Origin of the sequence: Blastopirellula sp. J2-11, assembly GCF_024584705.1 — a bacterium.
In the GTDB taxonomy this organism is placed as follows: domain Bacteria; phylum Planctomycetota; class Planctomycetia; order Pirellulales; family Pirellulaceae; genus Blastopirellula.
The window spans coordinates 1,956,788-1,982,315 of sequence record NZ_CP097384.1 but is presented as its reverse complement, the minus strand read 5'-3'; the positions used below and the strand labels follow the sequence as shown (position 1 = coordinate 1,982,315).

22 protein-coding genes are annotated in these 25,528 nt (G+C 56.3%); 18 read left to right on the top strand and 4 right to left on the bottom strand.

The genetic code is table 11. The features are described 5' to 3' along the window. Positions 1 to 184 precede the first annotated feature (184 nt). Both M4951_RS08180 and M4951_RS08175 read left to right on the top strand, forming a co-directional pair. Positions 185 to 1,105 carry a DUF1559 domain-containing protein gene (locus tag M4951_RS08180; RefSeq protein WP_262025994.1) on the top strand — a complete coding sequence of 307 codons (921 nt, stop codon included), beginning with the start codon at positions 185 to 187 and terminating at the stop codon, positions 1,103 to 1,105. Continuing rightward, positions 1,105 to 1,527: a hypothetical protein gene (locus tag M4951_RS08175; RefSeq protein WP_262025993.1), complete on the top strand. Its 423-nt coding sequence runs from the start codon at positions 1,105 to 1,107 to the stop codon at positions 1,525 to 1,527. Before M4951_RS08180 ends, M4951_RS08175 begins: the two co-directional genes overlap by 1 nt. Before the next feature lie 169 nt (positions 1,528 to 1,696). Here the strand turns inward: M4951_RS08175 and M4951_RS08170 are convergent, their stop codons facing one another. After that, entirely contained in the window at positions 1,697 to 2,152 is a 456-nt protein-coding gene (locus M4951_RS08170) for a hypothetical protein (RefSeq protein ID WP_262025992.1), read from the bottom strand. A 210-nt stretch (positions 2,153 to 2,362) separates the two neighbouring features. On the opposite strand from M4951_RS08170, the gene M4951_RS08165 reads away from it, so the two are divergent. After that, positions 2,363 to 4,426, top strand: coding sequence for an alpha/beta hydrolase family protein (locus M4951_RS08165; RefSeq protein ID WP_262025991.1), 2,064 nt, complete (start codon positions 2,363 to 2,365; stop codon positions 4,424 to 4,426). Positions 4,427 to 4,445: 19 nt separating this feature from the next. Here the strand turns inward: M4951_RS08165 and M4951_RS08160 are convergent, their stop codons facing one another. Continuing rightward, complete coding sequence (locus M4951_RS08160) at positions 4,446 to 4,676, bottom strand: hypothetical protein (RefSeq protein ID WP_262025990.1); 231 nt, start codon at positions 4,674 to 4,676, stop codon at positions 4,446 to 4,448. 1,003 nt (positions 4,677 to 5,679) lie between these two features. Here M4951_RS08160 and M4951_RS08155 point away from each other — a divergent pair. Both M4951_RS08155 and M4951_RS08150 read left to right on the top strand, forming a co-directional pair. Continuing rightward, positions 5,680 to 5,961: a flagellar biosynthesis anti-sigma factor FlgM gene (locus tag M4951_RS08155; protein WP_002652088.1), complete on the top strand. Its 282-nt coding sequence runs from the start codon at positions 5,680 to 5,682 to the stop codon at positions 5,959 to 5,961. A 252-nt stretch (positions 5,962 to 6,213) separates the two neighbouring features. Further along, the gene (locus M4951_RS08150; RefSeq protein ID WP_262025989.1) at positions 6,214 to 6,735 is read left to right on the top strand and encodes a Fur family transcriptional regulator; all 522 of its coding nucleotides are present in this window, start codon (positions 6,214 to 6,216) and stop codon (positions 6,733 to 6,735) included. 64 nt (positions 6,736 to 6,799) lie between these two features. On the opposite strand, the gene M4951_RS08145 is transcribed toward M4951_RS08150, so the two are convergent. After that, entirely contained in the window at positions 6,800 to 7,486 is a 687-nt protein-coding gene (locus M4951_RS08145; RefSeq protein WP_262025988.1) for a haloacid dehalogenase type II, read from the bottom strand. A 383-nt stretch (positions 7,487 to 7,869) separates the two neighbouring features. Between M4951_RS08145 and M4951_RS08140 the strand changes: the two genes are divergently transcribed. Then, positions 7,870 to 8,781: a lactate/malate dehydrogenase family protein gene (locus M4951_RS08140; RefSeq protein WP_262025987.1), complete on the top strand. Its 912-nt coding sequence runs from the start codon at positions 7,870 to 7,872 to the stop codon at positions 8,779 to 8,781. A gap of 326 nt (positions 8,782 to 9,107) precedes the next feature. Here M4951_RS08140 and recQ read toward each other — a convergent pair whose 3' ends face one another. After that, positions 9,108 to 11,318 (bottom strand): DNA helicase RecQ, encoded by a 2,211-nt coding sequence (gene recQ / locus M4951_RS08135; RefSeq protein WP_262025986.1) that lies wholly within the window; start codon positions 11,316 to 11,318, stop codon positions 9,108 to 9,110. A 716-nt stretch (positions 11,319 to 12,034) separates the two neighbouring features. Here recQ and M4951_RS08130 point away from each other — a divergent pair. From M4951_RS08130 to M4951_RS08075, 12 genes are all read left to right on the top strand, one after another. Beyond that, positions 12,035 to 13,060, top strand: coding sequence for a DUF1559 domain-containing protein (locus tag M4951_RS08130; RefSeq protein WP_262025985.1), 1,026 nt, complete (start codon positions 12,035 to 12,037; stop codon positions 13,058 to 13,060). Between the two features lie 61 nt (positions 13,061 to 13,121). Next, on the top strand, positions 13,122 to 13,547 hold the full coding sequence (locus tag M4951_RS08125) for a hypothetical protein (protein WP_262025984.1): 426 nt from the start codon (positions 13,122 to 13,124) through the stop codon (positions 13,545 to 13,547). A 116-nt stretch (positions 13,548 to 13,663) separates the two neighbouring features. Continuing rightward, a complete protein-coding gene (locus tag M4951_RS08120) occupies positions 13,664 to 14,695 on the top strand; it encodes a DUF1559 domain-containing protein (RefSeq protein ID WP_262025983.1) in 1,032 nt (343 codons plus the stop codon). Positions 14,696 to 14,840: 145 nt separating this feature from the next. After that, complete coding sequence (locus M4951_RS08115) at positions 14,841 to 15,254, top strand: hypothetical protein (RefSeq protein WP_262025982.1); 414 nt, start codon at positions 14,841 to 14,843, stop codon at positions 15,252 to 15,254. 115 nt (positions 15,255 to 15,369) lie between these two features. After that, complete coding sequence (locus M4951_RS08110; RefSeq protein WP_262025981.1) at positions 15,370 to 16,389, top strand: DUF1559 domain-containing protein; 1,020 nt, start codon at positions 15,370 to 15,372, stop codon at positions 16,387 to 16,389. A gap of 73 nt (positions 16,390 to 16,462) precedes the next feature. Then, complete coding sequence (locus tag M4951_RS08105) at positions 16,463 to 16,891, top strand: hypothetical protein (protein ID WP_262025980.1); 429 nt, start codon at positions 16,463 to 16,465, stop codon at positions 16,889 to 16,891. Positions 16,892 to 17,107: 216 nt separating this feature from the next. Further along, positions 17,108 to 19,138 (top strand): GDSL-type esterase/lipase family protein, encoded by a 2,031-nt coding sequence (locus tag M4951_RS08100; RefSeq protein WP_262025979.1) that lies wholly within the window; start codon positions 17,108 to 17,110, stop codon positions 19,136 to 19,138. 184 nt (positions 19,139 to 19,322) lie between these two features. After that, complete coding sequence (locus M4951_RS08095; RefSeq protein ID WP_262026906.1) at positions 19,323 to 20,336, top strand: aspartate-semialdehyde dehydrogenase; 1,014 nt, start codon at positions 19,323 to 19,325, stop codon at positions 20,334 to 20,336. Positions 20,337 to 20,487: 151 nt separating this feature from the next. Then, on the top strand, positions 20,488 to 21,270 hold the full coding sequence (gene truA / locus M4951_RS08090; RefSeq protein ID WP_262025978.1) for a tRNA pseudouridine(38-40) synthase TruA: 783 nt from the start codon (positions 20,488 to 20,490) through the stop codon (positions 21,268 to 21,270). Positions 21,271 to 21,287: 17 nt separating this feature from the next. Further along, positions 21,288 to 22,448 carry a glycosyltransferase family 4 protein gene (locus M4951_RS08085; protein ID WP_262025977.1) on the top strand — a complete coding sequence of 387 codons (1,161 nt, stop codon included), beginning with the start codon at positions 21,288 to 21,290 and terminating at the stop codon, positions 22,446 to 22,448. Positions 22,449 to 22,673: 225 nt separating this feature from the next. Then, positions 22,674 to 23,543: a serine/threonine protein kinase gene (locus M4951_RS08080; RefSeq protein ID WP_262025976.1), complete on the top strand. Its 870-nt coding sequence runs from the start codon at positions 22,674 to 22,676 to the stop codon at positions 23,541 to 23,543. A gap of 57 nt (positions 23,544 to 23,600) precedes the next feature. Next, a complete protein-coding gene (locus M4951_RS08075; RefSeq protein ID WP_262025975.1) occupies positions 23,601 to 24,587 on the top strand; it encodes an acetyl-CoA carboxylase carboxyltransferase subunit alpha in 987 nt (328 codons plus the stop codon). Positions 24,588 to 25,528 lie beyond the last annotated feature (941 nt).

The window sequence follows — 25,528 nt, the reverse complement described above, 5'->3', positions numbered from 1 at the left end:
TTTTCGTTTTTTTATATTACCAGGCTTTAATCACCGCCAAGCATGCAATAAAATGACACGCAATTAAATAAAATATCTTGGGGGGTCTCACCCTCCCTTGTTATATAGCAAAGACAATCACTGCAATTCCATTGTAGTCGCTTTTTGAATTTTACTCGTCCTGCATATCCATCGAGAGCATCTTATGCAATCACGGAATATTATTCGCCGCCGTGGCTTCACACTCGTCGAGTTGCTTGTCGTCATCGCAATCATTGGAGTTTTGATTGCGCTCTTGCTGCCTGCCGTTCAACAGGCGCGTGAAGCGGCTCGTCGTCTGCAATGCAGCAACAATTTGAAACAGCTTGGCTTGGCGCTCCACAATCATCACGACACGTTTCTAAAGATGCCCAAGGGGAATACGTTCGTTGTCAGTCCTGACAGTGGAAGTTCGTGGTGCATGAGCACCACCGGAAATGAGAACGAGCAAGGCGCTCCATGGACCGTTTCCATACTTCCGTTTATCGAGCAGAACAACTTGCATGATTCCTTCGACCTGAACCAACCTTTCGGAAACTCTGGCGGAGAGCTCCCGGCGCCGAACAACAACTTTATTCAGCCGCTTGAAGCTTTCCGTTGTCCTTCCGATCCGATTACGCACGACCTCCCTTACAACAATTACTTCGGAGTTATGGGAGGAGGCAGTTCCTCGCAACAGAGCTGTGCGGGAAGCAGCGGCACACGCCCCTTCTATACCAACGGATTACTGTATGCCAATTCCGAGACGAACTTCCGGGATGTCGTGGATGGAACGTCCCATGTGTTTTTAGTCGGCGAATCACTGGGCACGCCCTTTTCTGTGGATCTTCCCAACCTGTTTTGGTGGACTTGGGCCGGTAAAGCTGGCAGTGCTGCGTATCCGGGAAATGTGGCCGCAGCGTCGGATCAAGTCAATTCGCCCCTTGCTTTTCCGGATGTCTTTAAGTCATTCGGAAGTCACCATCCCGGCGGATGCCAGATGCTAAATTGCGATGGCTCCGTCCGGTTTCTTCAGGAAACCGTGGACCTGGACGCTTATCGCTCTCAGGGGATTCGCAACGATGGTCTTCCGATTGGAGAGGGCTAATGCACTTGTCAACGCATGATGGCTGGTTTTGGTTGACGAGCCTCTTGGCCGCCATGACCGTAATTGGATGCGGCGCGCCGGCAGCTCCCGGCGTATATGCGGTGGAAGGATCCGTTACTTACGATGGAAAGCCGGTCCCAGGAGGAAGGATTACGTTTTCCCCAAACGCTTCCCTTGGCAACAAGGGACCAGGTTCGTACGCGAAGATCGCGAACGGACGGTTTACAACGCCGTCTGGCAAAGGAGTCGTCGGCGGACCCTATGTGGTCGAAATCACCGGCTACGATGTGTCCGCGCCTCATTACAACGTGAACATCGACAGCGAGGTGATCTTCAGCAATCACCAAATCGAAGTGGAATTCCCCGAAAGCGACTCCGTGCAATCGTTCGAAGTACCGCGCAAGGGACGGAAGGGAAAGTAGTCGATTCCCTGTGACGATAGAGAGCAATGTAAAACGCTGCGGCCAGTCTGTTGACGATTGGCCGCGTTTGCTGTAGCAGCGTGTATCCGTCTCATCGGGCTTCGAGAAACCGGGGGAGTAATATTGCGATCGTAGTTTCAGGTCGACGACGAGCGTACGACATCCAGCGTCATCCCCGCAAAACAATCGCAAACCAAATCAGTCCCCCCAGCCCTACCGCAACAAGCCCCAGGATCGTCCACCACTCGCGGTAGGACATCGCACGAAACATCTCGCTGATCGAGAGCCGCTGTCCATCTTTGAATTCGTGGCCGCACCAAGCGCACGTTTGATAAAACTGGGGGCGGAATTGATCGTCGCAAGTAGGACAGACCAGCAGCGGATTTTGGTTGGTGATCACCGGCGCCGCTTGGGGGCGTGACGAGCGCATCTCGGTTCCGGTCTCTTGATACGGCGCGAGTAAAAAATCTTCCGACGCTTCACCGCAGCCGGGGCAATGCGTCATCCGCCGCTGTCCGCAGCCGGGGCAAGTAGGCCACGCGGTCCAATCACGACGCTTCATGGGCAGGGTAGGGGAGTCCGGCGTGAAAAATTCTACTTGCATGTTACGGTCACTGTCAGTCATCTTAGTATTTACATTTCCCAAGACATCGTCGCTCGTTCGACGATCCTCTCTTATTATCGGCTCCCACCGCTTGTTGACTTCGACAGGATTCCCCCTATGACTCGTCTGTTCTGCTTCTTCGTATCGCTATCGGTGCTGTCGATTTCGGCCTGTATGTGGTCTGAATCACCAAACGCGTATTCCGATGATGCCGTGCCAGTGGATCACCGCATGGCCCCGCTTAAAGATCTGAACGGCTATTTCCCGTTCGATCCGCCCCCACAGGATCAATGGCCCGCTCGCGCGGACAAGGTGAAACGTCAACTTCATGTGGCGCTCGGTCTCTGGCCGATGCCGGAGAAAACCGAGCTCAACGCCGTCGTGCATGGAGAACTTGAATTCGATGATTACCTAGTCGAGAAGGTTTACTTCGAGAGCGTCTCCGGCTTCTATGTTACCGGTAGTCTTTATCGTCCGAAGAAAATCGAAGGCCGGGTTCCTGCCGTTCTTTGTCCCCACGGCCATTGGGAAGATGGTCGTTTTTTTGATCGGGGCGAAGACGATATCGACTTCGAATTGAAGTCCGGAGCTGAAACTTTCGTCAACGGCGGCCGCTCGCCGGTTCAGGCCCGCTGCGTCCAACTGGCGCGGATGGGATGCGTTGCGTTTCTCTATGACATGATCGGCTATGCCGATAGCCAGCAGATCTCGTTTGACGTCGCCCATAAATTCGCCGAACAACGCCCCGAAATGAATCAGTTAGCAAACTGGGGACTCTTTAGCGCTCAAGCCGAAGCGAACTTGCAGTCAATCATGGGCTTGCAAACGTGGAACTCGATTCGCGCGCTCGACTTTCTTGAGTCGCTTCCTTACGTCGATCCCAATCGGCTGGCGGTCACCGGATCCAGCGGCGGCGGCACGCAGACGATGATCCTGGCGGCCCTCGATCCGCGAATCGTTTCGGCTTATCCGGCGGTGATGGTTTCGACTTCAATGCAAGGAGGCTGCACTTGCGAAAACTGCTCGCTGCTTCGCATCGATACCGGCAACGTCGAGTTCGCGGCTCTCTTTGCTCCCAAGCCTCAAGGGATGACCACGGCGGCGGATTGGACAAGAGCGATGGCGACGAAAGGATTTCCTGAACTCAAAAAACTGTACGAAGAACTCGGCGCTCCTGATAACGTTTCCCTCCACGACGGAACCCGATTCGCTCACAACTACAACGAAGTCGCACGAGCACCGATGTACGAGTTGTTCAACCGCGTCTTTGAACTCGGCCTGAAATCGCCGATCGTTGAGCGCGACTACCAGCGGCTCAACGCCGATCAACAAACCGTCTGGGACGAGAAGCACCCCCAGCCCAAATATTCGGTCGACTACGAGCGAAAACTGCTGCACCAGTTGAAAACCGAATCGGACCAGGCGATCGTCGCGCTTACGCCGCAGGATGAAGCCGGCTTCGCCAAGTTTGACGAAATTGTGGGAGGCGCCTGGGAGTCGATCCTAGGAGCCAACACGCCGAAGTTCGGCGACTTGGAATTGGAAGTCACCGACAAGAAAGCAAGTCGCGGATATCTGCAAATCACCGGCCTGCTTCGCAAAGACGCCGAAAGCGATCGTCGAACCGAAATTCCGATTACCTTTTTCTATCCCGAGAAATGGAACGGCCAAGCGGTGATCTGGCTCTCGCCGGAAGGGCAGGGGGGGCTTTATGACGCTGATGGCTCCTTGCAGCCACTGGTAAAAGAACTGGTCGAACAAGGAACGTCGGTAATCGGCGCGAATTTGTTTGGTCAGGAAGCGCCTGACGGCGAAGACCTCAATCGCATTGTTAGTAACCCGCGCCAGTTCGCTGGCTACACCTACGGCTACAATCGTCCTCTCTTCGCCCAACGGGTCGCCGACGTTTTAACCGTCGGCGCGTTTGTGCGGGGGCATGATCGAGCCGCCAAGTTTGTCGACCTGGTCGGTGTCGGCAATTGCGGCGCGATTGCGGCGGCGGCCCGAGCGAGTGATCCGACGATGTTTGATCGCGCGGTGATCGCGACCGGCGGCTTCCGCTTTGGGCAACTGCTCGACTTCCGTGATCCCTCATTTGTGCCAGGCGGCGCCAAGTATGGCGATCTGCCGGCGCTGCTGGCGCTAGCGGCGCCGCAATCGACGCTAGTCTTGGGAGAATCGGCGGAAGGTTTGGCTTTAGTCCAATCGGCCTATGCCGCACGCAAAGCTGCCGATGCGCAAAAAAATGGGGACGACCGAAGTTCGATCGTCCCCTATTTGCTGGCTCCGCGCTAACCGCGGAGATTTCCATGATCTAGAAAAGGTCGTTTTGGGTCGCATCGCCCAATGCGGCGGCGCGACGATCGAAAGGACGCGCAAGCGACCGTTCGGTTTCAAAGCTACGCCATGTGTGGCGTAGTTCGTTCAGCTCGGTGTCGAGTTCGTGCGAAAACTCCAGGTAAGGGCCAAGCCCCACCAAAAGTTCGTCGCCTGTGCGACTATCGAGGAGACGAATCTGCAGTTGATCAATGAGAGGTTCGTCCATGGCGCGAACTCCTTAAATGAAGTCCGCTACGAATCCCTGTAGCTTGGGAGGCGATGATCCTTCACCGCTGAATGGTTAACGTCCGCATCTATCTATTGGACGTTTCGCAGACGAAAAGGGTTCAACCTTTTCGCATGGGCTCCCGCCTTTGCGGAGAACCACACCCCCAGCTGCAATCGATTCCAGTTAGACGCCGTCATTGTAGATTTGACAATCGCTTTGGAACGGTTGGGTGCAAAATTGGCAGACCAGCGCCGCCAACTGCTGGACAGGGTCGCAAAATCCAGAAAGTTTTTTTGCTGTCTGCGCGCAAGCTAGCCGCATGACACCTGGGACCGCGGTCGCTATCCCGGCGGCCTGCAACTTACGCAGATTCACTACAACGCAAAAAGTTTCTCGGCCGAACCGTCAGAATCGTCTCAAGTAGACGCGACCGCGTGTCGCAGTTGCTGTTGATTCACAAACCCGCATTTTCTATAAACGGCGACCGGCATAACCGGTTCAAAGCGTTTGGCGCCAAATTCGCGAACATGGTTTGGGGTCGGGACGTAACAATTACGACCAGACAACTGAACAAATGATCAAGTGGGGACGTGGCCCGAAGACTGCAAGCCTGTTGAGTTCGCTCAACGTGATGCACAAAGGCGACAAACTTTCGCCGTTCGATAAGCTCCCCGCGAGTTGTTACAACAAGAAATCAACCATTTGCGATCCAGCGCCGGTGCTAGCATGTCGATGAGAGTAGTGCTTACGCTATTCTCGAGCCGCGAAGTCTCACGCTTCGCATGGATTGTCGGCTAGACACGGAAAGCGGCGCTCAGCGGCAAGCTTTGAACTATATTTTTGAGGCACGGAAGCGGTCACTACCTGACTTTCAGATAAATGACTAGCTGGGGCCTCCAATTTCCGGTCAACAACGCCTGGACGAAACGGAACTGAATACTGACGCCCGCAAACGGTAGTAAACGGTTCCACAGCGCCCGAAGGGAGTAGGAAAAGCTTTATGTACATCAACGGCCCAACTCAATTGCACGGTCCTCAGTCGATTAGCGGTCCGCATCGCGCCGGTGGCGCTACGCAGACGCTGGAACCGACATCGCGTTTCGACACCGTCGATCAAGTCGATATTTCGGCCGAAGCCGATATCGTCAGCCGCGTTCGTGAAACGCCGGATATTCGGGCTGACAAGGTCGCCCAGATCAAAGCGCAAATCGCAGACGGCAGCTACTTTAGCGATGACAAGCTCGATATCGCACTGGAACGTTTGCTCGACGAATTCGGCTAATCCAGTCGAACTTTCGGCCCCCCCGGGCCCTACAAATCAACGTCTCGAAAACCGGCGCAGCTCGGATGGCTCGCCGGTTTTTTTCTGCGCGCTGCGAGCCGCCCGTTGCAAATAACGCCTATGCGTCTACAATTCCTTATTGAGACTGCCCATAGCCCCAATTCTCCTAACTATGGGCCTCTAAACGAGATTCCTTGTTGGGAAAGAGTCTCAATAAGCCTGCTAGTATCGCTACCGTAATTTGAGACCAGCATGTCCCAGTCGCATCTCAGCGAATCGTACGCACTGACCACCGTAGACGTCGCATTACCCCCGATGGAGCGTTTTGAAGAATATCTTCAGGCCAAGGGGAAGCGAATCACGCAGCCCCGCCGCATTCTGGTTGAGCACGTCTTCAGCAAGCATGAACATTTTGACGCTGACGCACTGATTGAAGAGTTAGCCCAACGCGACGCCGGCCCCAAACGGGTGAGTCGCCCGACCGTCTATCGCACGCTGAACGAGCTTGTCGAAGCCGGCCTGCTGCGCAAGATGGACATCGGCGGCCGAGCCGTTTACGAACATGACTACGGCTACCCCGACCATGACCATCTTTACTGCACCCAGTGCGGCAAATTGTCCGAGTTCCACAGCGAAGAACTGGTCCGCCTGCGCGACGCTGTCGCCCGCGAACAAGGCTTCCGCGTCACCGGCCACAAGTTCATCGTCAACGGAACTTGCCTAGAGTGCCAACGGAAGACGCGGCGACAGAAGCGGAAAGTTGATTTGATCTAGGCGAAATTGGCCCCCAATCCGTCCGATAGCCCCGGTTACTACGCAGAAAATCGGATACCGGCGGCTATTCGTTGTCGCTCTTCTTCAGGGTTTCCGCCAACTCAACAAGATCGCTGACAACATAGTCCGGCTTCATTCCGAGCGGATACATCACTTTGCCTGGTCGTGCGACGAATGCTGTCTGCATGCCGGCCGCTTTGGCGCCGGCCACATCCCAACCATGGGCGGCGACCATCAAGGTCTCGTCCAAGTTTACATCCAGTTGTTTGGCCGCCCATTCATAGGTCTGCAGATGCGGCTTGTAGATCTGGATGTCTTCGATGCTTAAACGACGATCAAAAAGCTCGGTGAGGCCGGCGTTTTCAAATTGCGTCTGCACTCCCTTGTTGGTGGAGTTTGTCAGGCTGACCAACGTGTAACCCTGGTCTTTCAACGCCTGCAAACCTTTCACCACATCCGGGTGCGGCGGCAATTGCAGCATCGGCGTGACAATCGCCGCTCTGGCGTCGGCTTCCGTCAACGCAATGCCGTTCGCTTCGGCCACCATCATCAGCGCCGCCGTGCCGATGTCGCCAAAGGGATGGTATTGGCCGGTCGCGCTGTCGACCAATGAGTGATGCAACATTGTCGAAAACCACAACGGGAGCAAATCCTTGCGTCCCCCTAACGCCTTTGCGACCGAATCTTGCATCGATTCTAAATCGAGCAGCGTTTCGTTGACGTCAAAGAAAATCACCTTCGGCTTGACCATGGCGCTCTCCTTCCCATTGCTCTCTGCCGGCGCTGCGCTTGTGACCAATGCACACAAAACCGTTGCGATGAACAATTTTAAAAATTTGCGTTTCATGAATTCCTCGCATCGATCTTGTTGGCGAATCTGCACTTCATACCTATCAGAAGCGGCGAAAAGCGACCAAGCCACCTTCCCCCAACCTTGGTATCCAAATGGGAGCGTCGCAAGCTGGTCATTCCCTAAAATGCCAAAGATCGCGATTGGGGCGCTTCGCTGACGCTTCACCCCCGGTACTTTCCGTGTAAGCCCACCCTATTCGCCGCCATAAGGAAAACGTCTCTCACGACGCAACAGGGTTATACTTAGGATTCCAGCCGCCCCCGAAAAGGAACAACCTTTCCATGAAAATCAGTATCGTCGGCACAGGTCACGTCGGCTCGGCGATCGCATTCGCCGCGACCATCAATCCGCTGGCGACCGAACTACTGCTGCTCAATCGCAACTTGGCGAAAGCCGAAGGGGAAGCGATCGACTTGTCCAACGCCAGCGCCATGCAAAACAGCAACATGCGCATTCGCGCTGGCCAGATCGCCGATTCAGAGAATTCAGACCTGATCGTCTTCACCGCTTCCGTTCCGTATGGAGACCCAACGCGCAAGCGAACCGAACTTGCGGCCGAGAACTTTGCGATCCTTGAGCAATGGATTCCTCCACTAGCCGCCGCCAGCCCCGGCGCGATCTTGATTATGGTGAGCAATCCGGTCGACGCGTTAACTTACGCCGCGATTCAATTGTCAGGCTTCCCGCCAGGGCGCGTCATCGGCACCGGCACGCTGCTCGATAGCGTTCGCTACCGCGCTCTGTTGTCATCCGAGCTAGGGATCCATTCCGACGATATCCGCGCCTACATCTTGGGCGAGCATGGCGACACGCAGTTCGCCGCTCATTCGGTCGCGATGACCGGCGGGCAACGGTTTTACCCCAGCGACATGTCGGCCAAACTGTTTCAACAGACGGTCTCGATGGGTTACCAGGTTTCCGGCCTGAAAGGGCACACCAACTACGGAATCGCCCTAGCGACGATGATGATTGTCGACAGCATCGTCTACGATCTGAAACATACGATGCCGGTCAGCGTGCGGATCGACGGGTTCCTGGGTGTTGAAGATGTTTGCTTATCGCTACCGGCGGTGATCGGCCGCGCCGGCATCACCCGCATCTTGTTCCCCGTCTTGTTGGAAGAAGAACAAGCGGCGTTTCAACGCTCGGCCGCCGCTGTGAAAGAAAGCATTCAAGCGCTGCACTCGATGTAGGTCAGGACTTGGCCTGACGAATCGCACTCTTCGTAGCCCGCTGCGCGCATTTTGAAGTTGCGCTATTTCATCGGTTGGCCGCGATAGCTCGGCTATCGGGGCGGCGCAGCCGTAAGAGGCATGGGTTCCTGGTATGCAGTTCGGGGCCATTTCGCCATTTCAAACGGCGCGGCAACCACCGTTCTAGGTTCGACCGCGGCTCGATGCCTCTTACCGACTTCGTCGGCCCCGATAGCGGAGCTATCCGGGCCAACCGGAATCCGTTCGGCCAAATAGCGCAACCTCAAAACTCGCGCAGCGGGCTAAGAAGAACATGACGCCGCGACTTAAACCGAATCGCGGTTCTGCAAACACGCCGCGACGATTCGGATCTCATCATACGGCACTTCTTCATTCAAGTGCTCATAGATCGGCCGTAGTCCGCCGGTTCCGCATTCTTCGATCGCCGCTTCGACGCGGCGCGCGACTTCGCCGGTGACCCAGGCCGTGGGGTCTTCCAGTTTTTCTTCACGGATGAATTGTTCGAGATAGCCTTGCACGGTTGATTCGGCGCGGCCAATGACGTTGGCGACTTCGTTGACGGTTTGTCCTTTGGCGAACAGAGTGAACGCGTCCTTCAAGGCTTTCGATTGATTCTTGGGGGGCTCGCGGCGGGGAGCGGCGATCACTTGCACTTCCATTGCCTCCACTTCCAGCCCATGCTGCTGGCAATAGTTGACGATGTGCTGAGTGAAGACTTCGCCATAGTCCTGGCACTTCTTATCACCGACGCCTTTGATCAGGCGAAAGTTTTCGAGCGTCGCCGGGCGATGCCGCGCCATTTCGCGGAGAGAGCTGTCGCCAAAGACGATGTAGGCGGGAATTCCGGCTTCTTCCGCCTTTTCGCGGCGAAGCGTGCGCAACGACTCGAACAGTTCGCGATCGACTCCTTCCCAGTCATCGGCCCTGCGCGGTCGCTTAGAACCGCCGCTTTTCTCGGCGCCTGGCTTTTCGTCCGCATCGGGCTTGGTCAGCTTCGGCGTCACTTCGCCGCGCAACAATTCTCGCCCCGCTTCGGTCACTTTCAAAACGTTGTATTCGCCGGTCTTGACCAGATAACGTCCGCCGGCCAGTTGTTCGATCCACATACGAACGCTGCGGATACTTTCGTTTTGCAGCAGGCCATAGGTGCTCAGCTTATCGTGATCCAGCTCCAGCACTCGCTTATCGCGAGAACCGCAAAGAACCTTGGCGTTGTGATCGGCGCCAAACCGCTCGCCGGTCCGCAGAATGGACGACAGAATCTTTTGTCCAAGCACGGTAGCATCTTCGACCAGATCCACCGTCCCCAGACAAACGTCGCACGCTTCGCACTCTTCGGCTTCCAGTTCCTGGCCAAAGTAGCTGACTAACATGCGGTGGCGACATTCGGTCCCGATGCAAAAGTGATCGAGTGCGTCGAGTGAACGCATCGCCGCTTGCTGCGCGGCGTCTGGCAAATCGCCCAGCATACGTTTCCAGGTCACCAAGTCGCCGCTAGAGTAGAGCAGCACGCACTCCGCTTCCAAACCGTCACGACCGCCGCGGCCACTTTCCTGCTGATAACTTTCTAATGACTTCGGCATGCCGGCATGGATGACGTAACGCACGTTCGACTTGTCGATTCCCATGCCAAAGGCGACCGTCGCGACGATTACGTCGGTTCGCTCTTGGATGAACGCTTCTTGATTCTGTTGTCGCTGAACATCACTGAGCCCGGCGTGGTAGGGGAGCGCTTTGACACCGGCCGCATTCAATTGTTCGGCGATCGATTCAACATCAGCGCGGCGAATGCAATAGACGATGCCCGACTCGTTGGGATGCCGCGCGATCACTTCTTGGATCTGGGCCAAACGATCGCCGCGGCGCAGGATGCGGTAGTTCAAGTTCGGACGATCGAACGAACCGACTAACAGTTCGGGATCGACCAGCCCCAACTGCTGTGCGATGTCATGCCGAACTCGCTCGGTCGCGGTCGCCGTGTAGGCATGCACGCCGACGCCGGGGAAGTTTTCTTTGAGCATCTTCATCATGCGATACTCGGGACGGAAGTCGTGCCCCCATTCGCTGATGCAGTGCGATTCGTCGATCGCAAAAAACGAGACGTCGGCGCCGGCCAAAAAGTCGAGCATTCGCTCCGAAAGCAGTCGCTCTGGCGCCAGGTACAAGACGCGCATCGATCCACTGCGAATATCAGCAGCAATCTGGCGACGCTCTTCGGCGGTGATCGTGCTGTTAATACAGGCCGCTTGAATGCCGCAGGCAGTCAGCGCGTCGACTTGATCTTTCATCAACGAGATCAACGGCGAAGCGACGACCGCCAGACCTGGCTTACAAAGGGCAGGGACCTGGTAGCAAAGCGACTTTCCGCCGCCGGTCGGCATCACAACCACCGAATCGCGATCGTCCAGAACGGCCTGCATCGCTTCTTGCTGCAAAGGGCGAAACCCTTCGTAGCCCCAGTATTGCTGCATGGTCGAGAGCAATTGCTCGTGAGTGACCAGAGAAGTCGATTCCATGGGAGGCGCTCTGAAAGAACTGCCCCCGCTCGATCCGTTCAGCAGATCGCCGGTGGCAGGGGGACGCCGGCGCAGCTTCGCTTTTGAATCGGTCAGCCTAATCTGGAGGCGATAGGTAGGTCAAACCGCTTGACGCAGCAATCTGGCTTCCCCCGTTGACCTTGGGCGGCGGCGGCGGAGCCCGACGTCATCGTTGCGGTCTGGGGCAACTTGAACGCGCAAATTGTCCGTAACAGGCTAGGCAATTTCTTTCGGTCGCACGTTCGTCAGCACTGAGTTTGAAATGGCGGGAAGTCTTCGTAGAAAAAGAGCAAGCGTCACCTAGTTTCACTCATTCCTGCCGCCGTATTAAGCAGTCTCCTCACTCACAAGAGATAACAGGTCAACTCTGGCAATTATCGATTCATGAGCCCTCTATTTTCAATAACGGTAACAACGAGAGGAAAGTCCTCATTAATCGCTTGCTATAGCTATCTTCATCTGCTCGAATAGTTTCGCCGGCATTCGCCGTCGCAGCTTTCCCTGGATTATCGATCCACGGTACAGCAATTGCGTATCTTGTCTTTTCATCCACCCCACCGACTTTCGCTTTTTTTCTGGCCATTTAGATATCACGTAGTATCAGCCCCGAGAGGCAATCATCGTCAACCGGCCTAATTCTCCTATGTCCTTACTTTTCTCTCTCCTATTGCCGTCATCCCTCTAGAGGTTTTCTCATGGTTGTTCGACATCGTTCTTCCTGTGGTTTTACGCTCGTTGAGCTCCTGGTGGTCATCGCCATCATCGGCGTCTTAATCGCTCTGTTGTTACCGGCCGTTCAGCAGGCGCGCGAAGCCGCGCGGCGGATGTCTTGCCAAAACAATCTGAAGCAGATCGGCCTGGCGATGCAGAACTATCACGATACGTACGGGCGCTTTCCGGCGGGGGCAGGCGCTACTTCTTCGTCAGTCGCTGGGGACCAGAAAAACGCCTCGAATTGGCGCGTCGCGATTCTTCCTTACATCGAACAGACATCGGCCTATCAGCAACTCGATCATGCACATGGTTCGTTCTGGGCGCACTCATCGACTCCTCAGGTGCTGTCCGACCTGCGCGTGCCAATGTTTCAGTGTCCCTCCAGCGCCTTCGAGATGACCAATCGCAAAGACATCTCGTTGAGCGGTCGAACGTCAGGCGGCGTCGATATCGATTGTCAAGTGATGGACTACGTCGGCATCGTCGGCGCCTTTCCGGATCCAGCCCACCGCGATAATCTCTGCACCACCTCGACGGCGGTGAGGAACGGCGCCTTTTGCGAAAATGGCATGATGCGAACCTTGAAGGGAATCGGCCTGCAAGAGTGTCTGGACGGCACTTCCAACACGATTCTCATCGCCGAGCAGTCGGGACAAGTCGACGGCGTTGAAAAGAGCACCAATCCGTTAGGCGGTTGGCACGGTTGGGTTTTCAACCACGAGACTCACTACACTTCTACGACAGATATCGCCACGTATAGCGGCGAGATCTATGCTTCCGGCATCACCACGGTCCGCGTCGTCCCCAACTCGTTCTGGAAATCAGGCTCGCCGTCGAACGCCTACAACCAGTATGCGCCGAATACCATCTTGAATTCGTTCCACCCTGGCGGCGTTCAAGCGGTTTTCGCCGATGGTTCGGTTCACTTCATTCCGCAAACGATCGATTTCACGTTGCTGTCTGCCCTGTCGGTTCGCGACGACGGCGAAGTGATCGGTCCCTACTAGGGGACGATCGCGATTCGCGCAGCATCTACCGGTATTTGAATTGGTTACTCGGGAGCGTCTTGTGACAAATGCATTCCATCTAACTTGGGTCGGCGTCGCCGGCTGCTTGCTTTGTTTGGGTTGCGGCCCCAGCCTTGGTCGCCCACTCGATCCCGGCAAACCGATCGTGATTCAGATCTTGTCTGGGGGATCTCCGATCGACGAAGGTCTGATCGATCTTTCCGGCGCCGGCGGCGGCGCCAAGATCACCTCGAACGGCGAGGCGAACTTCGAGCATGTGCCGTTCGGCGCCTACAAGGTGGTCGTCCATCCGCCGATGGACCTCAGCAACGTCGCTCCGCTTGACAATTCCGATCAGCTCCCCGTCGCGAAGAAAGCTCAATCCAGCCTGATTCCTCGAAAGTTCCAAAGCGAACAAACGACGCCGCTGCAAATTGAAGTGACGGAAGGGGATGCTGACCGATTTGAGTTTGACTTGAAGAAATAAAAACTGCTTGAAAGCAACGCCACCAATAGCCGCGTAATACATCTCGATTATTAATTTCGTTCGCTGGTCTATCTAATCCGCCCATACAAACCAGTCTTCCATTGAAAGAGATTCCCATGACATTTCGATCTCGTACTTCATCCGGTTTTACCCTGGTCGAACTTTTGGTGGTCATCGCGATCATCGGCGTCTTGATCGCGCTGTTACTGCCGGCAGTGCAGCAGGCCCGCGAAGCCGCGCGGCGGATGTCTTGCCAAAACAATCTAAAACAGATCGGCCTGGCGCTGCAGAACTATCACGATACCTACGGTCGCTTTCCGGCGGGGGCGATCGCCACGTCGCGGCCAGAGCCTTATATCGGTTTTACCGGTGCGAACTGGCGAATCTCGCTGCTCCCGTACATGGATCAAATGCCCGCCTATCAACAACTCGACTTTCGCACGGGGTACTTTTGGGCGCATACGTCTGGTTTTCCCCAAGCTCTCGCCGACCTACGCGTTCCGATGTTTCAATGTCCATCCAGTGCGTTTGAAATGACGAACCGCACCGACCTTTCTTTGAGCGGCAGAACCTCCGGCGGAGTCGAGCGCAACGGTCAAGTGATGGACTATGTCGGCGTCGTCGGCGCATATCCTGATCCTGCAGGACGCTCTGGCGTTTGCACCGGTTCGTCATCTCTGGTCGGAGGCGCTTTTTGCGAAAACGGCATGATGCGCACCCTCCGAGGAACCGGCTTGCAAGAGTGCGTCGACGGCAGTTCCAATACGATTGTGATTGCCGAGCAATCCGGCCAGGTGAACGGCGTCGAGATCAGCGCCAACACGTTAGGAGGCTGGCACGGATGGGTCTTTAATAGCGGAACCCATTACACGGAACAAACCGACATCTCGACTTACGTCGGCAGCAGCATGTACACCAGCGGAATAACAACCGTGCGTCTTGCGCCGAATGCATTCTGGAACTCTGGAGCGCCTTCCAACGCCAAACTCCCTTACGCTCCCAACACAATTTTAAACTCTTACCATCCCGGCGGCATTCAAACAGCCTTTGCAGACGGATCCGTGCACTTTGTTTCCGAAGTAGTCGACCTCGATATGCTAAGAAAGCTCTCGGTTCGAGACGACGGTGCGGTTATCGGAGACTACTAACGCATCTCTCCCAGAGAAAGTGACGCTGCGACGCTTTCACCTACGCGAGCGTTACGTTGTGCGCGGCTTGCATTCTCTAACTCGCCGCTGTTTTGGTTTCGAATCAATTATCTCGAGAAAGCGTAACGTGCCAAACAAAATACAGATGTTTCACGCTGTCGGGGTCGCGTTAATCGGGTTGCTGGGCATTGGATGCAATAACTCGACAGGGCGACCACTTGATCCCGGCAAACCGATCGTCATTCAGTTTCTCTATGACGGCGTTCCGATCCCCGAAGGGGAGACCGATCTCTCCGATATGGGAGGTGGAACGCCGCTGACTCCCAACGGGGAAGCGATCTTCGACCACGTACCGTTCGGAACATACCGCGTGGTCCTTCATCCCAAAGCCAATCTGACCGAGGTGATTCCGCCCGAAACGCCCCCCGAACGATCCGCCGTCAAACGACCTCCCAAGTCACTGATCCCCCCAAAGTTCCGTGACGAACAAACGACGCCGCTGCAAATTGAAGTGACGGAAGGGGATGCTGACCGATTTGAATTTGACTTGAAAAATTAGACCGCTCGAAAGCAATGTTCCCAACAGCGGTGTCGTACATCTCGATAATTAATTTCGTTCGCTGGTCAACCTTATTCCGGCCATATAAACCAGTCTTCCATTGAAAGAGATTCCCATGACATTTCGATCTCGTACTTCATCCGGTTTTACCCTGGTCGAACTTTTGGTGGTCATCGCGATCATCGGCGTCTTGATCGCGCTGTTACTGCCAGCAGTGCAGCAGGCCCGCGAAGCCGCGCGGCGGATGTCTTGCCAAAACAATCTAAAACAGATCGGCCTGGCGCTGCAGAACTATCACGATACGTACCAACGATTTCCGGCCGGCAGCACCGTCGGGGTTCCCTATACGAAATCAATCAATTGGCGAGTCTCAATTCTCCCCTACATCGACCAGATGCCGCTCTATCAGCAATTGGACTTTTCGACCACCATTTTCTGGGGACATAGCTCCGCGATGCCGCAGGTCCTCGCTGACGCGCGCATCGCCATGTTCCAGTGCCCATCCAGCACTTTCGGAATGACAAACCGCAAAGATTTTCCCAGTTCGGGCCTGACGATCGGTTCGGTCGAACGGGACAGTCAAGTGATGGACTATGTCGGCGTGGTAGGCGCTTATCCCGATCCGGCGGATCGGGATAACGTCTGCACAGGCTCTTCGGCGCTCGTCGGCGGCGCTTTCTGCGAAAATGGGATCATGCGAACGTTGCGCGGCGTCGGCCTGAACGAATGCGTCGACGGAAGTTCGAATACGATCGTCATCGCCGAGCAGTCGGGACAAGTCAATGGAATTGAAATCAGCGCCAACACGCTCGGCGGATGGCATGGCTGGGTCTTCAACACGACCGGCACGCCTTATACGCTCGGAACCGATATCTCCACCTACGCAGGCGGCAACATGTATACCTGCGCCCTGACCACGGTGCGCGTTCCGCCGAACACCTATTGGAAGTCAGGAGCCCCTAGCAACGCCAATCTCCCGTATCGCCCCAACACGATTGTCAACTCCTATCATCCCGGCGGCATTCAGACGGTCCATGCAGACGGCTCGGTCCACTTTATCTCGGAAGTTATCGACTTCGATTTGCTGGCGAAGCTCTCGGTCCGCGACGATGGCGAGGTAATCAGCGAATACTAATGGCCGCGATTTACATCGCACCGATTCTTAGCCTTGTCTCTTTTATCTCGAAGAAACCGTTCCGGAGATTAACGTGACCATTTCGCCTAAATCCAGCCTCGTCACGCTAGGATTGATTGCCTTGACTTGCTGGGGATGCAATCACGCGTCTGGTCGGCCGGTCGGCGCCGGCAAACCGATCGTGATTCATCTAACCAGCGAAGGCTTTCCGATCTCGGACGCCGCCGTCGATCTCTCTGGCGTCGGCGGGGGAACGCTCGTGTCATCCGATGGGGAAGCGACGCTGGACCATGTACCGTTTGGATCGTACCGCGTGGTCATTCACTCCAACGTCAGAATGACGGAGATCATTCCGACAGTAGAATCTGCAACGCAGCGCAGCTCCAAACGTCCTCCTAAATCGTCTATCCCTAGCAAGTACCACGACGAGAAAACGACGCCTCTGGAAATCGAAGTAACGAAAGATGGCCCAGACCGATTTGAGTTCGACTTGAGCAAATAGACAACTTTTTTCGCGGAGGTTTTACGCGAGCGAACTCCCCATTATCTGGGTTGTCGCTCGCACCAATGGGCCAGAAGGGGAGGGGAGGGGGCATAAATCGTCTGATCAGCGACGATTTCGACGTCGGACCAATGATTGCGGCCTGGTCGCGGGTCAACCATGATAAAAGATCCATCGGTCTTGCCCCGCCAATAATTCTCCCAAACGCGATCCGCCATGATTCGACTTGCTTGCTCGCTGCTGCTGTCCCTCGCCACTTGCTACGCTTCGGTCCATGCCGCCGCGCCCCAGTTCCCCGGCGCCAAAAGCCAATACCAAGGCTTCGACCGCTACGACTTTCCCGTCGACGGGAAGACGGCGACCGTCGTTGTTCCGAAGCAAGCGGCGCCTGGCAATCCTTGGCTCTGGCACGGCGAATTCTTTGGGCATAAGACCGAACCGGACGTGGCGCTGCTCAAAGAGGGCTTCACCATTGTCTATATGCACGTGCCTAACATGCTCGGCTCGCCGACCGCGGTCGCTCACTGGAACGCGCTCTACCAAGAGCTGACCGAGAAATATGGCCTGGCGAAAAAGCCGGCACTGACCGGTCTCAGCCGCGGCGGGTTGTACGCCTACAACTGGGCGGCCGCCAACCCAGAGAAGGTGGCCTGCATCTATGGCGATGCGCCAGTTTGCGACATCAAAAGCTGGCCCGGCGGCAAAGGCAAAGGGCAGGGGAGCGCCGGCGAATGGAAGCGTGCGCTTCAAGCCTACGGTTTCGCCGACGAAGCGGCCGCGCTGGCCTACGATCAAAACCCGGTCGATAAGCTCGAGCCGCTCGCGAAAGCTGGCGTTCCGCTGCTGCACGTCTACGGCGACGCCGACGATGTGGTGCCGTGGGACGAAAACACCGGCGTAATCGCCGAACGTTACAAAAAACTAGGCGGCGACATCCAACTGATCGCCAAGCCAGGCGTCGGCCATCATCCGCATGGTCTAGAAGACCCGACGCCGATCGTCGACTTTGTCGTGAAGCATGCGTCGGTCCAACCAACCTATGAAGCTCAACCGGCCCAAAAAGTGAAACCGCGCGACGGTTTGGGCAACGTGCTGAAAAAACTGAACGCCGGCCAACCTGTCAAGATCGCCTATCTCGGCGGTTCGATCACCGCCGCCAACGGTTGGCGCGTGAAGACGCTCGACTGGTTCCGCAAGCAATTCCCCCAAGCGAAAGTTGACCAGATCCACGCGGCGATCGGCGGCACCGGCAGCGATCTGGGCGTCTTCCGTGTTGAACAAGACGCGCTGCAGTACAAGCCGGACTTGCTGTTCGTCGAGTTCGCCGTCAACGACGGCGGCGCCGCGCCCGAACAGATCTGGAAAGCGATGGAAGGGATCGTTCGCCAAACTTGGACCGCCAATCCCGAAACCGACATTTGCTTTGTCTATACCTATCGCACCAGCTACGAAGAGCCGACGCGTGCAGGCCTTTGTCCGCGAGCGGCGTCGGCGATGGAAATGTTGGCCGACCATTACGCGATCCCGTCGATCAACTTCAACCTGGATGTCGTCAAGCGGGAAGGGGAGGGGACCCTCGTCTTTCAAGCGGCTGAAAAACCAGCCGACGGCGTGCTGCAATTCTCTAAAGATGGCGTTCATCCGCTCGACGCCGGACACGAACTGTATGCGGCCGATGTCGCCGCCGCGGTCGAACAAATGAAAGATCTGCCGCCGGTCGATCACGCGACAAAGATGGCGACCCCGTTTGTCGCCGACAACTGGGAAGCGGCCAAAATGATCCCGCTGCAACCTTCGATGTTGAAGGGGGATTGGAAAAAACTGACCGACGCCGATTCGCTGCAGCGCAGTTTTGGCAAACGACTCGGCCAGATCTGGGAAGCGACCGAGCCCGGCAGCGAATTGACCTTCAAGTTCCGCGGCTCCCAGGCGAAGCTTTATGATCTGGTCGGTCCCAACGGCGGCCAAGTCAGCATCACCGTGGATGGCGTGACGCGCGACAAACTGGCTCCCCGGTTCGATAGTTATTGCACCTATCACCGCATCGCGACGCTGCAAGTCGCCAATGACCTGGACCCCAACGCCGTCCATACCGTGACGATCAAGGTCGACGCCAAACAACCCGATCGCACGCCGGTCGCGTTCCGACTGAAAGATCCTGAAACGGAACTGAAAAGCCCCAAGTACCAAGGGACCAATATCTGGGTCGGGCAGATTCAGCTCCTGGGGGATCTCGTTACCGAGTAAGCGGATAGGCGCTATTTCGGGGCGGATTCGTTCGGGTTCCCGCCGACTTTCGCCCCCAAACGCCAAATTGCGAACTCTCGGCAGGATTGAACTGTCAGGTCAAAACCCGCTATAATGTGGGTTTGTCCAGGTCGCATGTGCCGCGGTAGGGACGTCTTTGATTTTTTCACAGCGGGAGTTGATGGTGTACGAGAATATTGGAATCGTGGGGGCCACCGGGGCCGTAGGCAGTATCATTCGCCAACTATTGGAAGAACGAAACTTTCCTTACAAGACGATCACATTTCTCGCATCCAAACGTTCGGCAGGCACAAAGCTGACGTTCCGTGGTGAAGAGCATACCGTCGTCGAAATGACTCCGGACGCGTTCAACGGACTCGATCTGGTGATCGGCAGCACGCCGGACGAAACCGCGCAAGAGTTCGCTCCCTGGGCAATCGAGCGGGGCTGCGTCGTCATCGACGAAAGCGGCTATTGGCGCATGGACAAAACCGTGCCGCTGATCGTGCCGGAAGTCAATCCGGAAGCGATCAAGGATCACAAGGGGCTGATCGCCAGCCCCAACTGTTCGACTACGCAGATGGTCGTCGCGATGCAGCCGCTGCATGCCGCGGCCAAGATTCGCCGCGTGGTCGTCTCTACCTATCAAGCGACCAGCGGAGCAGGGGTCGCCGGCCAGGCCGAACTGATCGACAGTTCGCGGGCGTCGCTCGACGGCCAAGAATACGATCGCAAGACCTTCGCCCATCCGATCGCGTTCAACCTGATTCCGCAAATCGGCGGGCCGAAGCACGAAGGTTACACCTCCGAAGAAATGAAGATGGTGTACGAGACGCGCAAGATCTTCGGCGACGAGTCAATCCTGGTCTGCCCAACTTGCGTCCGCGTGCCGGTCACCAACTGCCATAGCGAAAGCATCCTGGTCGAAACCGAAAAGCCGCTGTCGGCAGCAGAAGCGACGCAACTGTTCCGCGACTTCCCCGGCATCACGGTGATCGACGATCTAGCCAACAGCCAATACCCGATGCCGCTGGGTTGCACCGGCAATGATGACGTCTATGTCGGTCGCATCCGCAAAGACCTGTCGTGCGAAAACGGCATCGCGTTCTGGTGCGTCAGCGACAACCTGCGCAAAGGCGCCGCAACCAACGCGGTGCAAATCGCCGAGTTGCTCATCCATTCGGCCGCGACGGTTTAGGTCGCTTGCAGATTCAATCGATTCAAACACTAGCCCGCTGCGCAAGCGAGGGAAAGCGGATGGCGATGCGAACATGGTTCGAAGTGGCCAATCACATTCCCTCGCTTGCGCTGCGGGCTAGTGTCATGCTCGCCTGGCATGGAGGCGCGGCGTGACTGAACCCACGGAGCGAGCGCTGCAATTGATCGTTTCGTACGACGGAACCAACTACGCTGGTTGGCAAATCCAAAACGATCAGCGAACCATTCAAGGAGCGCTCGAGCGAACGCTGCTGAAGATCACCGGCGAGAAGATCCGCGTCACCGGCAGCGGGCGGACCGACTCCGGCGTCCATGCGATCGGCCAAGTCGTCAGTTTTCGGATGCAATCCAAGCTTTCGCCTGACGTGATGCGCCGCGCGCTCAACGCCGAACTCCCCCCAGACATCGTCGTCCAAAGCGCGCGCAACGCGATTCCCGAATTCAACGCGATCGACTGCGCCATCAAAAAACGTTATCGCTATTTGCTGCAGGAAGGGCGGATCGACGACGTTTTTTCGCGTCAGTACGCCTGGTTCGTGAAAAAAGAACTCAACTTCGCCGCGATGCAAGCCGCCGCTCAGTATTTGATCGGCGAGCACGACTTCGCCAGTTTCGAATCGGTCGGCTCCGAGCGTATGACGACCGTTCGCCATGTCTATGACGTGCAAGTGCTGCGCAGCGAGCGGCACGAATTTGACAAGGTCGCGATCGAAGTCGAAGCCAACGGCTTTCTCTACAACATGGTTCGCATTATCGTCGGCACGTTGGTCGATGTTGGCAAAGGGCGCCGCCCGCCCGAGTGGGTCGCTGAAGTGCTAGCCGCAAAGAAACGTACCGCCGGCGGGATGACGGCGCCGGCGCACGGACTATACTTGCTACGCGTCGATTATCCCGAAAGTTGTTGGCTCGATTAACGAAAGCGACCCTTCCTATGCGTATCGCGCACGTCATTACGCGCATGATCGTCGGCGGCGCGCAAGAGAATACGCTCTACAATTGCCAAGACCTAATCCGCGACTTTGGCGATGATGTGCTGCTAATCACCGGTCCGTCGCCAGGCCGAGAAGGGACGTTGCTCGATCGGAGCGATCATCAGGTGCCGGTCGCTTTGGCGCCGCATTTAGTTCGCAACATCTACCCGTGGGACGATCTCCGCGGTTACTACGAAATCAAACAGATCCTCCGCGACTTTCGCCCCGACGTCGTGCATACGCATAGCGCCAAAGCGGGCATGCTGGGCCGGATAGCGGCGACTTCGCTGCGCGTGCCAGCAGTGATTCATACCGTGCATGGCGCGCCGTTCCATCCTTATCAATCCAAGGCCGCACGCAAGTTTTTCATCGCGTGCGAGCGTTTCGCCGCCAAGCGGTGCGATCAGATGATCTGCGTCGCCGACGCGATGACCGATCTGATGGTCGAAGCACAAGTCGCCGATCGTGAAAAATTCACCACCATCTATAGCGGGATGGAAGTCGAACCGTTTCTAGAGTCCGGCCAGTGGCGTGATCAACTGCGTCAGCAGCTCGGCTATCGACCAGAACATGTTGTGATCGGCAAGATCGCGCGGCTGTTTCATTTGAAAGGGCACGAGTACGTGCTGGCCGCGGCTCGCCAGGTGATCGACGCCGTGCCGAATGTTCGCTTCCTCTGGATCGGCGACGGGCTGCTGCATGACAAGTATGTCGAAGAAATCAACGCGGCCGGCCTGACCGACTATTTTCAGCTGGTCGGACTGATTCCGCCGACCGAGATTCCCCGCTATGCCGGCGCGATGGATATTTTGGTCCACGCCAGTCTGCGCGAAGGGCTCGCCCGCGCCCTTCCGCAAGCGCTTCTAGCGGGCAAGCCAGCGGTCAGCTTTGACATTGATGGAGCTCGGGAAGTGGTCGTCACCGGCGAAACCGGCGAATTAGTCCCCCCCAAAGATGTCCAGCAATTGGCCGCGGCGCTCATTCGTTTGGCCAGTGACGCCGACTTACGACAACGGCTAGGAGACGAAGGAAGACGCCGAGCCGCCCAGGTTTTCCCGCATCGGCACATGACCGCCGAGATTCGTAAGTCCTATCAGGCAGTGCTGGATAAAAAGTCGTAAATCTATTTCCGACAATGACTTGTCCTATTCTTTCCGCGAAAGTCGCGACCGAGCTCGCTCTTTTGAATTTGTAGCGGTTAGGGTAGAATTGACGGACTTTTCGTGCGAATCGCCCCGGGCGCGCTTCGCCGTCCGGCAACAGAGAATCGAGGCGCCCCGTGGCGCAGGTGACTGCGAGTGGCTACAGCAGGTCGTAACTACATAGGTTCTTATCGCTTGGTGCGCATGCTTCGCGCTAGCCAGTCCTGTCAGGTATGGGAAGCGATCAATGACCTCGATCGTCGTCGCGTCGCGCTAAAAGCGCTGCATGACAAGTTCTGCAAAGACAAAGAGCAAATTCAAGCGCTGAAGCATGAATACGAAGTGGCTCACAACTTTGACCACCCGTTGGTGATTCATGTCTATGAGTTCAACATCCATCGCGAAATCCCCTATCTGACGATGGAATGCGGTATCTCACGCAACATGAAGATGGCCCTGCGTGAAGATGGCGCCGAACTCGCCTACTGGACTCCCAAGATCATCGAAGAAGCGGCCCGCGGACTGGGCTACGTTCACGAACAAGGATGGATCCATCGCGACGTGAAGCCCGACAACTTCCTGCTCGACTACGAAGGGAACCTGAAGCTGATCGACTTCTCGATCGCAGAGAAAAAACGCTCTGGCCTTTCCAAGTGGTTCGGCAGCTCGAAAGTCCAAGGCACTCGCAGCTACATGTCGCCGGAACAAATCAAAGGCGAAGCGCTCGACGGTCGTTCAGACCTGTATGGACTTGGCTGCACGATTTTTGAATTGATGAGCGGCAAGCTGCCTTACACGGCGACCAGCGCTGACCACCTGCTCGACAAACATCTCCGCGGTCAGATCCCTTCCTTGCAAGCCGCCAACCCCAACGTGACCAACGAGTTCGCGACGCTGGTGGCCCGCATGATGGCCAAGAAAAGAGAAGATCGCCCCGACGACATGCCGACGTTGCTGCGACTGTTTCTGCAAACCAAGATTTACAAGATTCCGCCCAAGAAGCCGCCGTCGCTCGCCGAACGAGAACGGAAAGCGCCGGAAGAGATTCCTCCGGTCGAAGAAGAAACCAAATAACGACGCAGACTCGCGCCGTTCTGAATTTACGCAATCCTACGGGAGTTAACTCCGCGCATGGCCGCCAGAATTTATCTCGGTTTTGAAGAACCGATCGAACGTTTAGAAAAACAACTGCAAGAACTTGAAGCGAAAAAAGACGACAGCGTCGAGACGCAGGAGGAAATCCGCTCGCTGAAGCGCGAGATCGCCGATAAGACGAAATCGATCTACGAGAACCTCTCGGCCTGGCAGACGGTTGAAGTTGCGCGTCACCAACAGCGTCCGCAGTCGGCCGACTATTTGAACTTGGTGTTCGACGAGTTTGTCGAGCTGCACGGCGACCGCAAGTTTGGCGACGATCGCGCCTTGCGAACCGGCTTCGCCAAACTCGACGCGTTCAAAGTGATGTTCCTGGGACACTTCAAGGGACGCAACCTCAAAGAACGCAGCGAATGCTACTTCGGTTGCGCCCACCCCGAAGGTTATCGCAAAGCGATCACCAAGATGCAACTGGCCGAGAAGTACCAGATTCCGGTCATCGCCTTCATTGACACGCCAGGCGCTTATCCCGGCGTTGGCGCCGAAGAACGCGGCCAAGCGATGGCCGTCGCCGACGCGATGTTCGCCATGTCGCGACTACGCACTCCGGTCGTCTGCGTCGTGATCGGCGAAGGGGGCTCCGGCGGCGCTCTCGGCATCGGCGTGGGTGATCGCATCGCAATGCTGCAGCACTCTTACTACTCGGTGATCTCGCCGGAAGGTTGCGCCGGCATCTTGTGGAAGAGTCACCAGTTCAAAGAAAAAGCGGCCGACGCGCTCCGCTTCACATCCAAGTACTTGCCCAAGTTTGGCGTGGTCGATGACGTCATCGAAGAACCGCTCGGCGGCGCCCATCGCGACCATCGCCAAATGGCGGCTCGCCTGAAGATGTACCTGCTGAAAACCCTGAAAGAACTAAACGGCGTCGAGGCCGATCAACTGGTCCAACAGCGCTACGACAAGTTCCGCCGCATGGGCGAGTTCTTGGAGCGAGAAGTCTCCGAGACGGAAGCAACCGCCTAATCCGGCCCCCTACCGCAATGGTTCAACTCCCAGCGTTCGGCCTGTCACCTCCAGGCCGGACGCTTTTTTTATTCCGACAATGAAGAACATCAAGCCTCTCTTCCGCACGCCGGGCGACCGGCGTCCTACTTTAGGCCCCTTCCGCTTGATCGGCAGACTCCCCGGAATCAAAAAAAGTCGCCTGCTTCTCGCGACGCCGTCCTTCCGCTTGATCGCCAAATGTGCGATCGCTGTTGCGATCCCAAAATCAGGATCAAAGCCCCCTACCTCCAGCGAACAAATTGAAATGCTGATTGGCGTCTCTCTTCATAGCCGGTTGCGCAAGTTCTGAGGTTTTGAGGGCGATTTTTCAAACCCAGCCAACATTAGCCAGAGGCGCAAGCCGATGGAATGCGGTCAGCGATCCTAACTCAGATTGAAGTGGCCAGCCGCATTCCATCGGCTTGCGTCTCTGGTTAATGCATCGATTTTCGGTTGATTCTGACCATGCTTTACCAGCCTTCATCGGTGACTTGGCTCTGTTCCATTCTTGTTTCCGAAAAATAGCGCAACCTCATAAAACACAGCCGCTCTTCGCGGCGCTGCTTCGCCTAGATCGATCTGGCGAACGATCTGCATTTCGCCAATCACAAATGGACGCATGCCGACAACCAACAGAGCAGGGCGGTAGCACTCAATTTTGGGTCGGTCAAATGAATGACGATTTCGTCTGCTAGCGGATCTCCAAATGAGCCGAGATCCGTTCAATCAAGAAACCAGAATTTGGAACGCAATCGGGCGAAATTCACAGGTGATTTGCATGCCGATTTTTAATCTCAAGCTGCGATCAAAATCGATTCGAAAACCCGCAGCGAAATCGATCGCATTCCGCTCCTCTTGCGCCTGCCCAAGACCAGCCCAGCGAGAAACGCGAATCCCTCGCAGTCCCGCCGGCGAACCAC

Bases quoted from the DNA above. Each gene is read 5' to 3' on its own strand.
- M4951_RS08180 (WP_262025994.1), top strand. From the start codon at position 185: ATGCAATCACGGAATATTATTCGCCGCCGTGGCTTCACACTCGTCGAG.
- M4951_RS08175 (WP_262025993.1), top strand. From the start codon at position 1,105: ATGCACTTGTCAACGCATGATGGCTGGTTTTGGTTGACGAGCCTCTTG.
- M4951_RS08170 (WP_262025992.1), bottom strand. From the start codon at position 2,152: ATGACTGACAGTGACCGTAACATGCAAGTAGAATTTTTCACGCCGGAC.
- M4951_RS08165 (WP_262025991.1), top strand. From the start codon at position 2,363: ATGGCCCCGCTTAAAGATCTGAACGGCTATTTCCCGTTCGATCCGCCC.
- M4951_RS08160 (WP_262025990.1), bottom strand. From the start codon at position 4,676: ATGGACGAACCTCTCATTGATCAACTGCAGATTCGTCTCCTCGATAGT.
- M4951_RS08155 (WP_002652088.1), top strand. From the start codon at position 5,680: ATGTACATCAACGGCCCAACTCAATTGCACGGTCCTCAGTCGATTAGC.
- M4951_RS08150 (WP_262025989.1), top strand. From the start codon at position 6,214: ATGTCCCAGTCGCATCTCAGCGAATCGTACGCACTGACCACCGTAGAC.
- M4951_RS08145 (WP_262025988.1), bottom strand. From the start codon at position 7,486: ATGGTCAAGCCGAAGGTGATTTTCTTTGACGTCAACGAAACGCTGCTC.
- M4951_RS08140 (WP_262025987.1), top strand. From the start codon at position 7,870: ATGAAAATCAGTATCGTCGGCACAGGTCACGTCGGCTCGGCGATCGCA.
- recQ (WP_262025986.1), bottom strand. From the start codon at position 11,318: ATGGAATCGACTTCTCTGGTCACTCACGAGCAATTGCTCTCGACCATG.
- M4951_RS08130 (WP_262025985.1), top strand. From the start codon at position 12,035: ATGGTTGTTCGACATCGTTCTTCCTGTGGTTTTACGCTCGTTGAGCTC.
- M4951_RS08120 (WP_262025983.1), top strand. From the start codon at position 13,664: ATGACATTTCGATCTCGTACTTCATCCGGTTTTACCCTGGTCGAACTT.
- M4951_RS08115 (WP_262025982.1), top strand. From the start codon at position 14,841: ATGTTTCACGCTGTCGGGGTCGCGTTAATCGGGTTGCTGGGCATTGGA.
- M4951_RS08110 (WP_262025981.1), top strand. From the start codon at position 15,370: ATGACATTTCGATCTCGTACTTCATCCGGTTTTACCCTGGTCGAACTT.
- M4951_RS08100 (WP_262025979.1), top strand. From the start codon at position 17,108: ATGATTCGACTTGCTTGCTCGCTGCTGCTGTCCCTCGCCACTTGCTAC.
- M4951_RS08085 (WP_262025977.1), top strand. From the start codon at position 21,288: ATGCGTATCGCGCACGTCATTACGCGCATGATCGTCGGCGGCGCGCAA.
- M4951_RS08080 (WP_262025976.1), top strand. From the start codon at position 22,674: ATGCTTCGCGCTAGCCAGTCCTGTCAGGTATGGGAAGCGATCAATGAC.
- M4951_RS08075 (WP_262025975.1), top strand. From the start codon at position 23,601: ATGGCCGCCAGAATTTATCTCGGTTTTGAAGAACCGATCGAACGTTTA.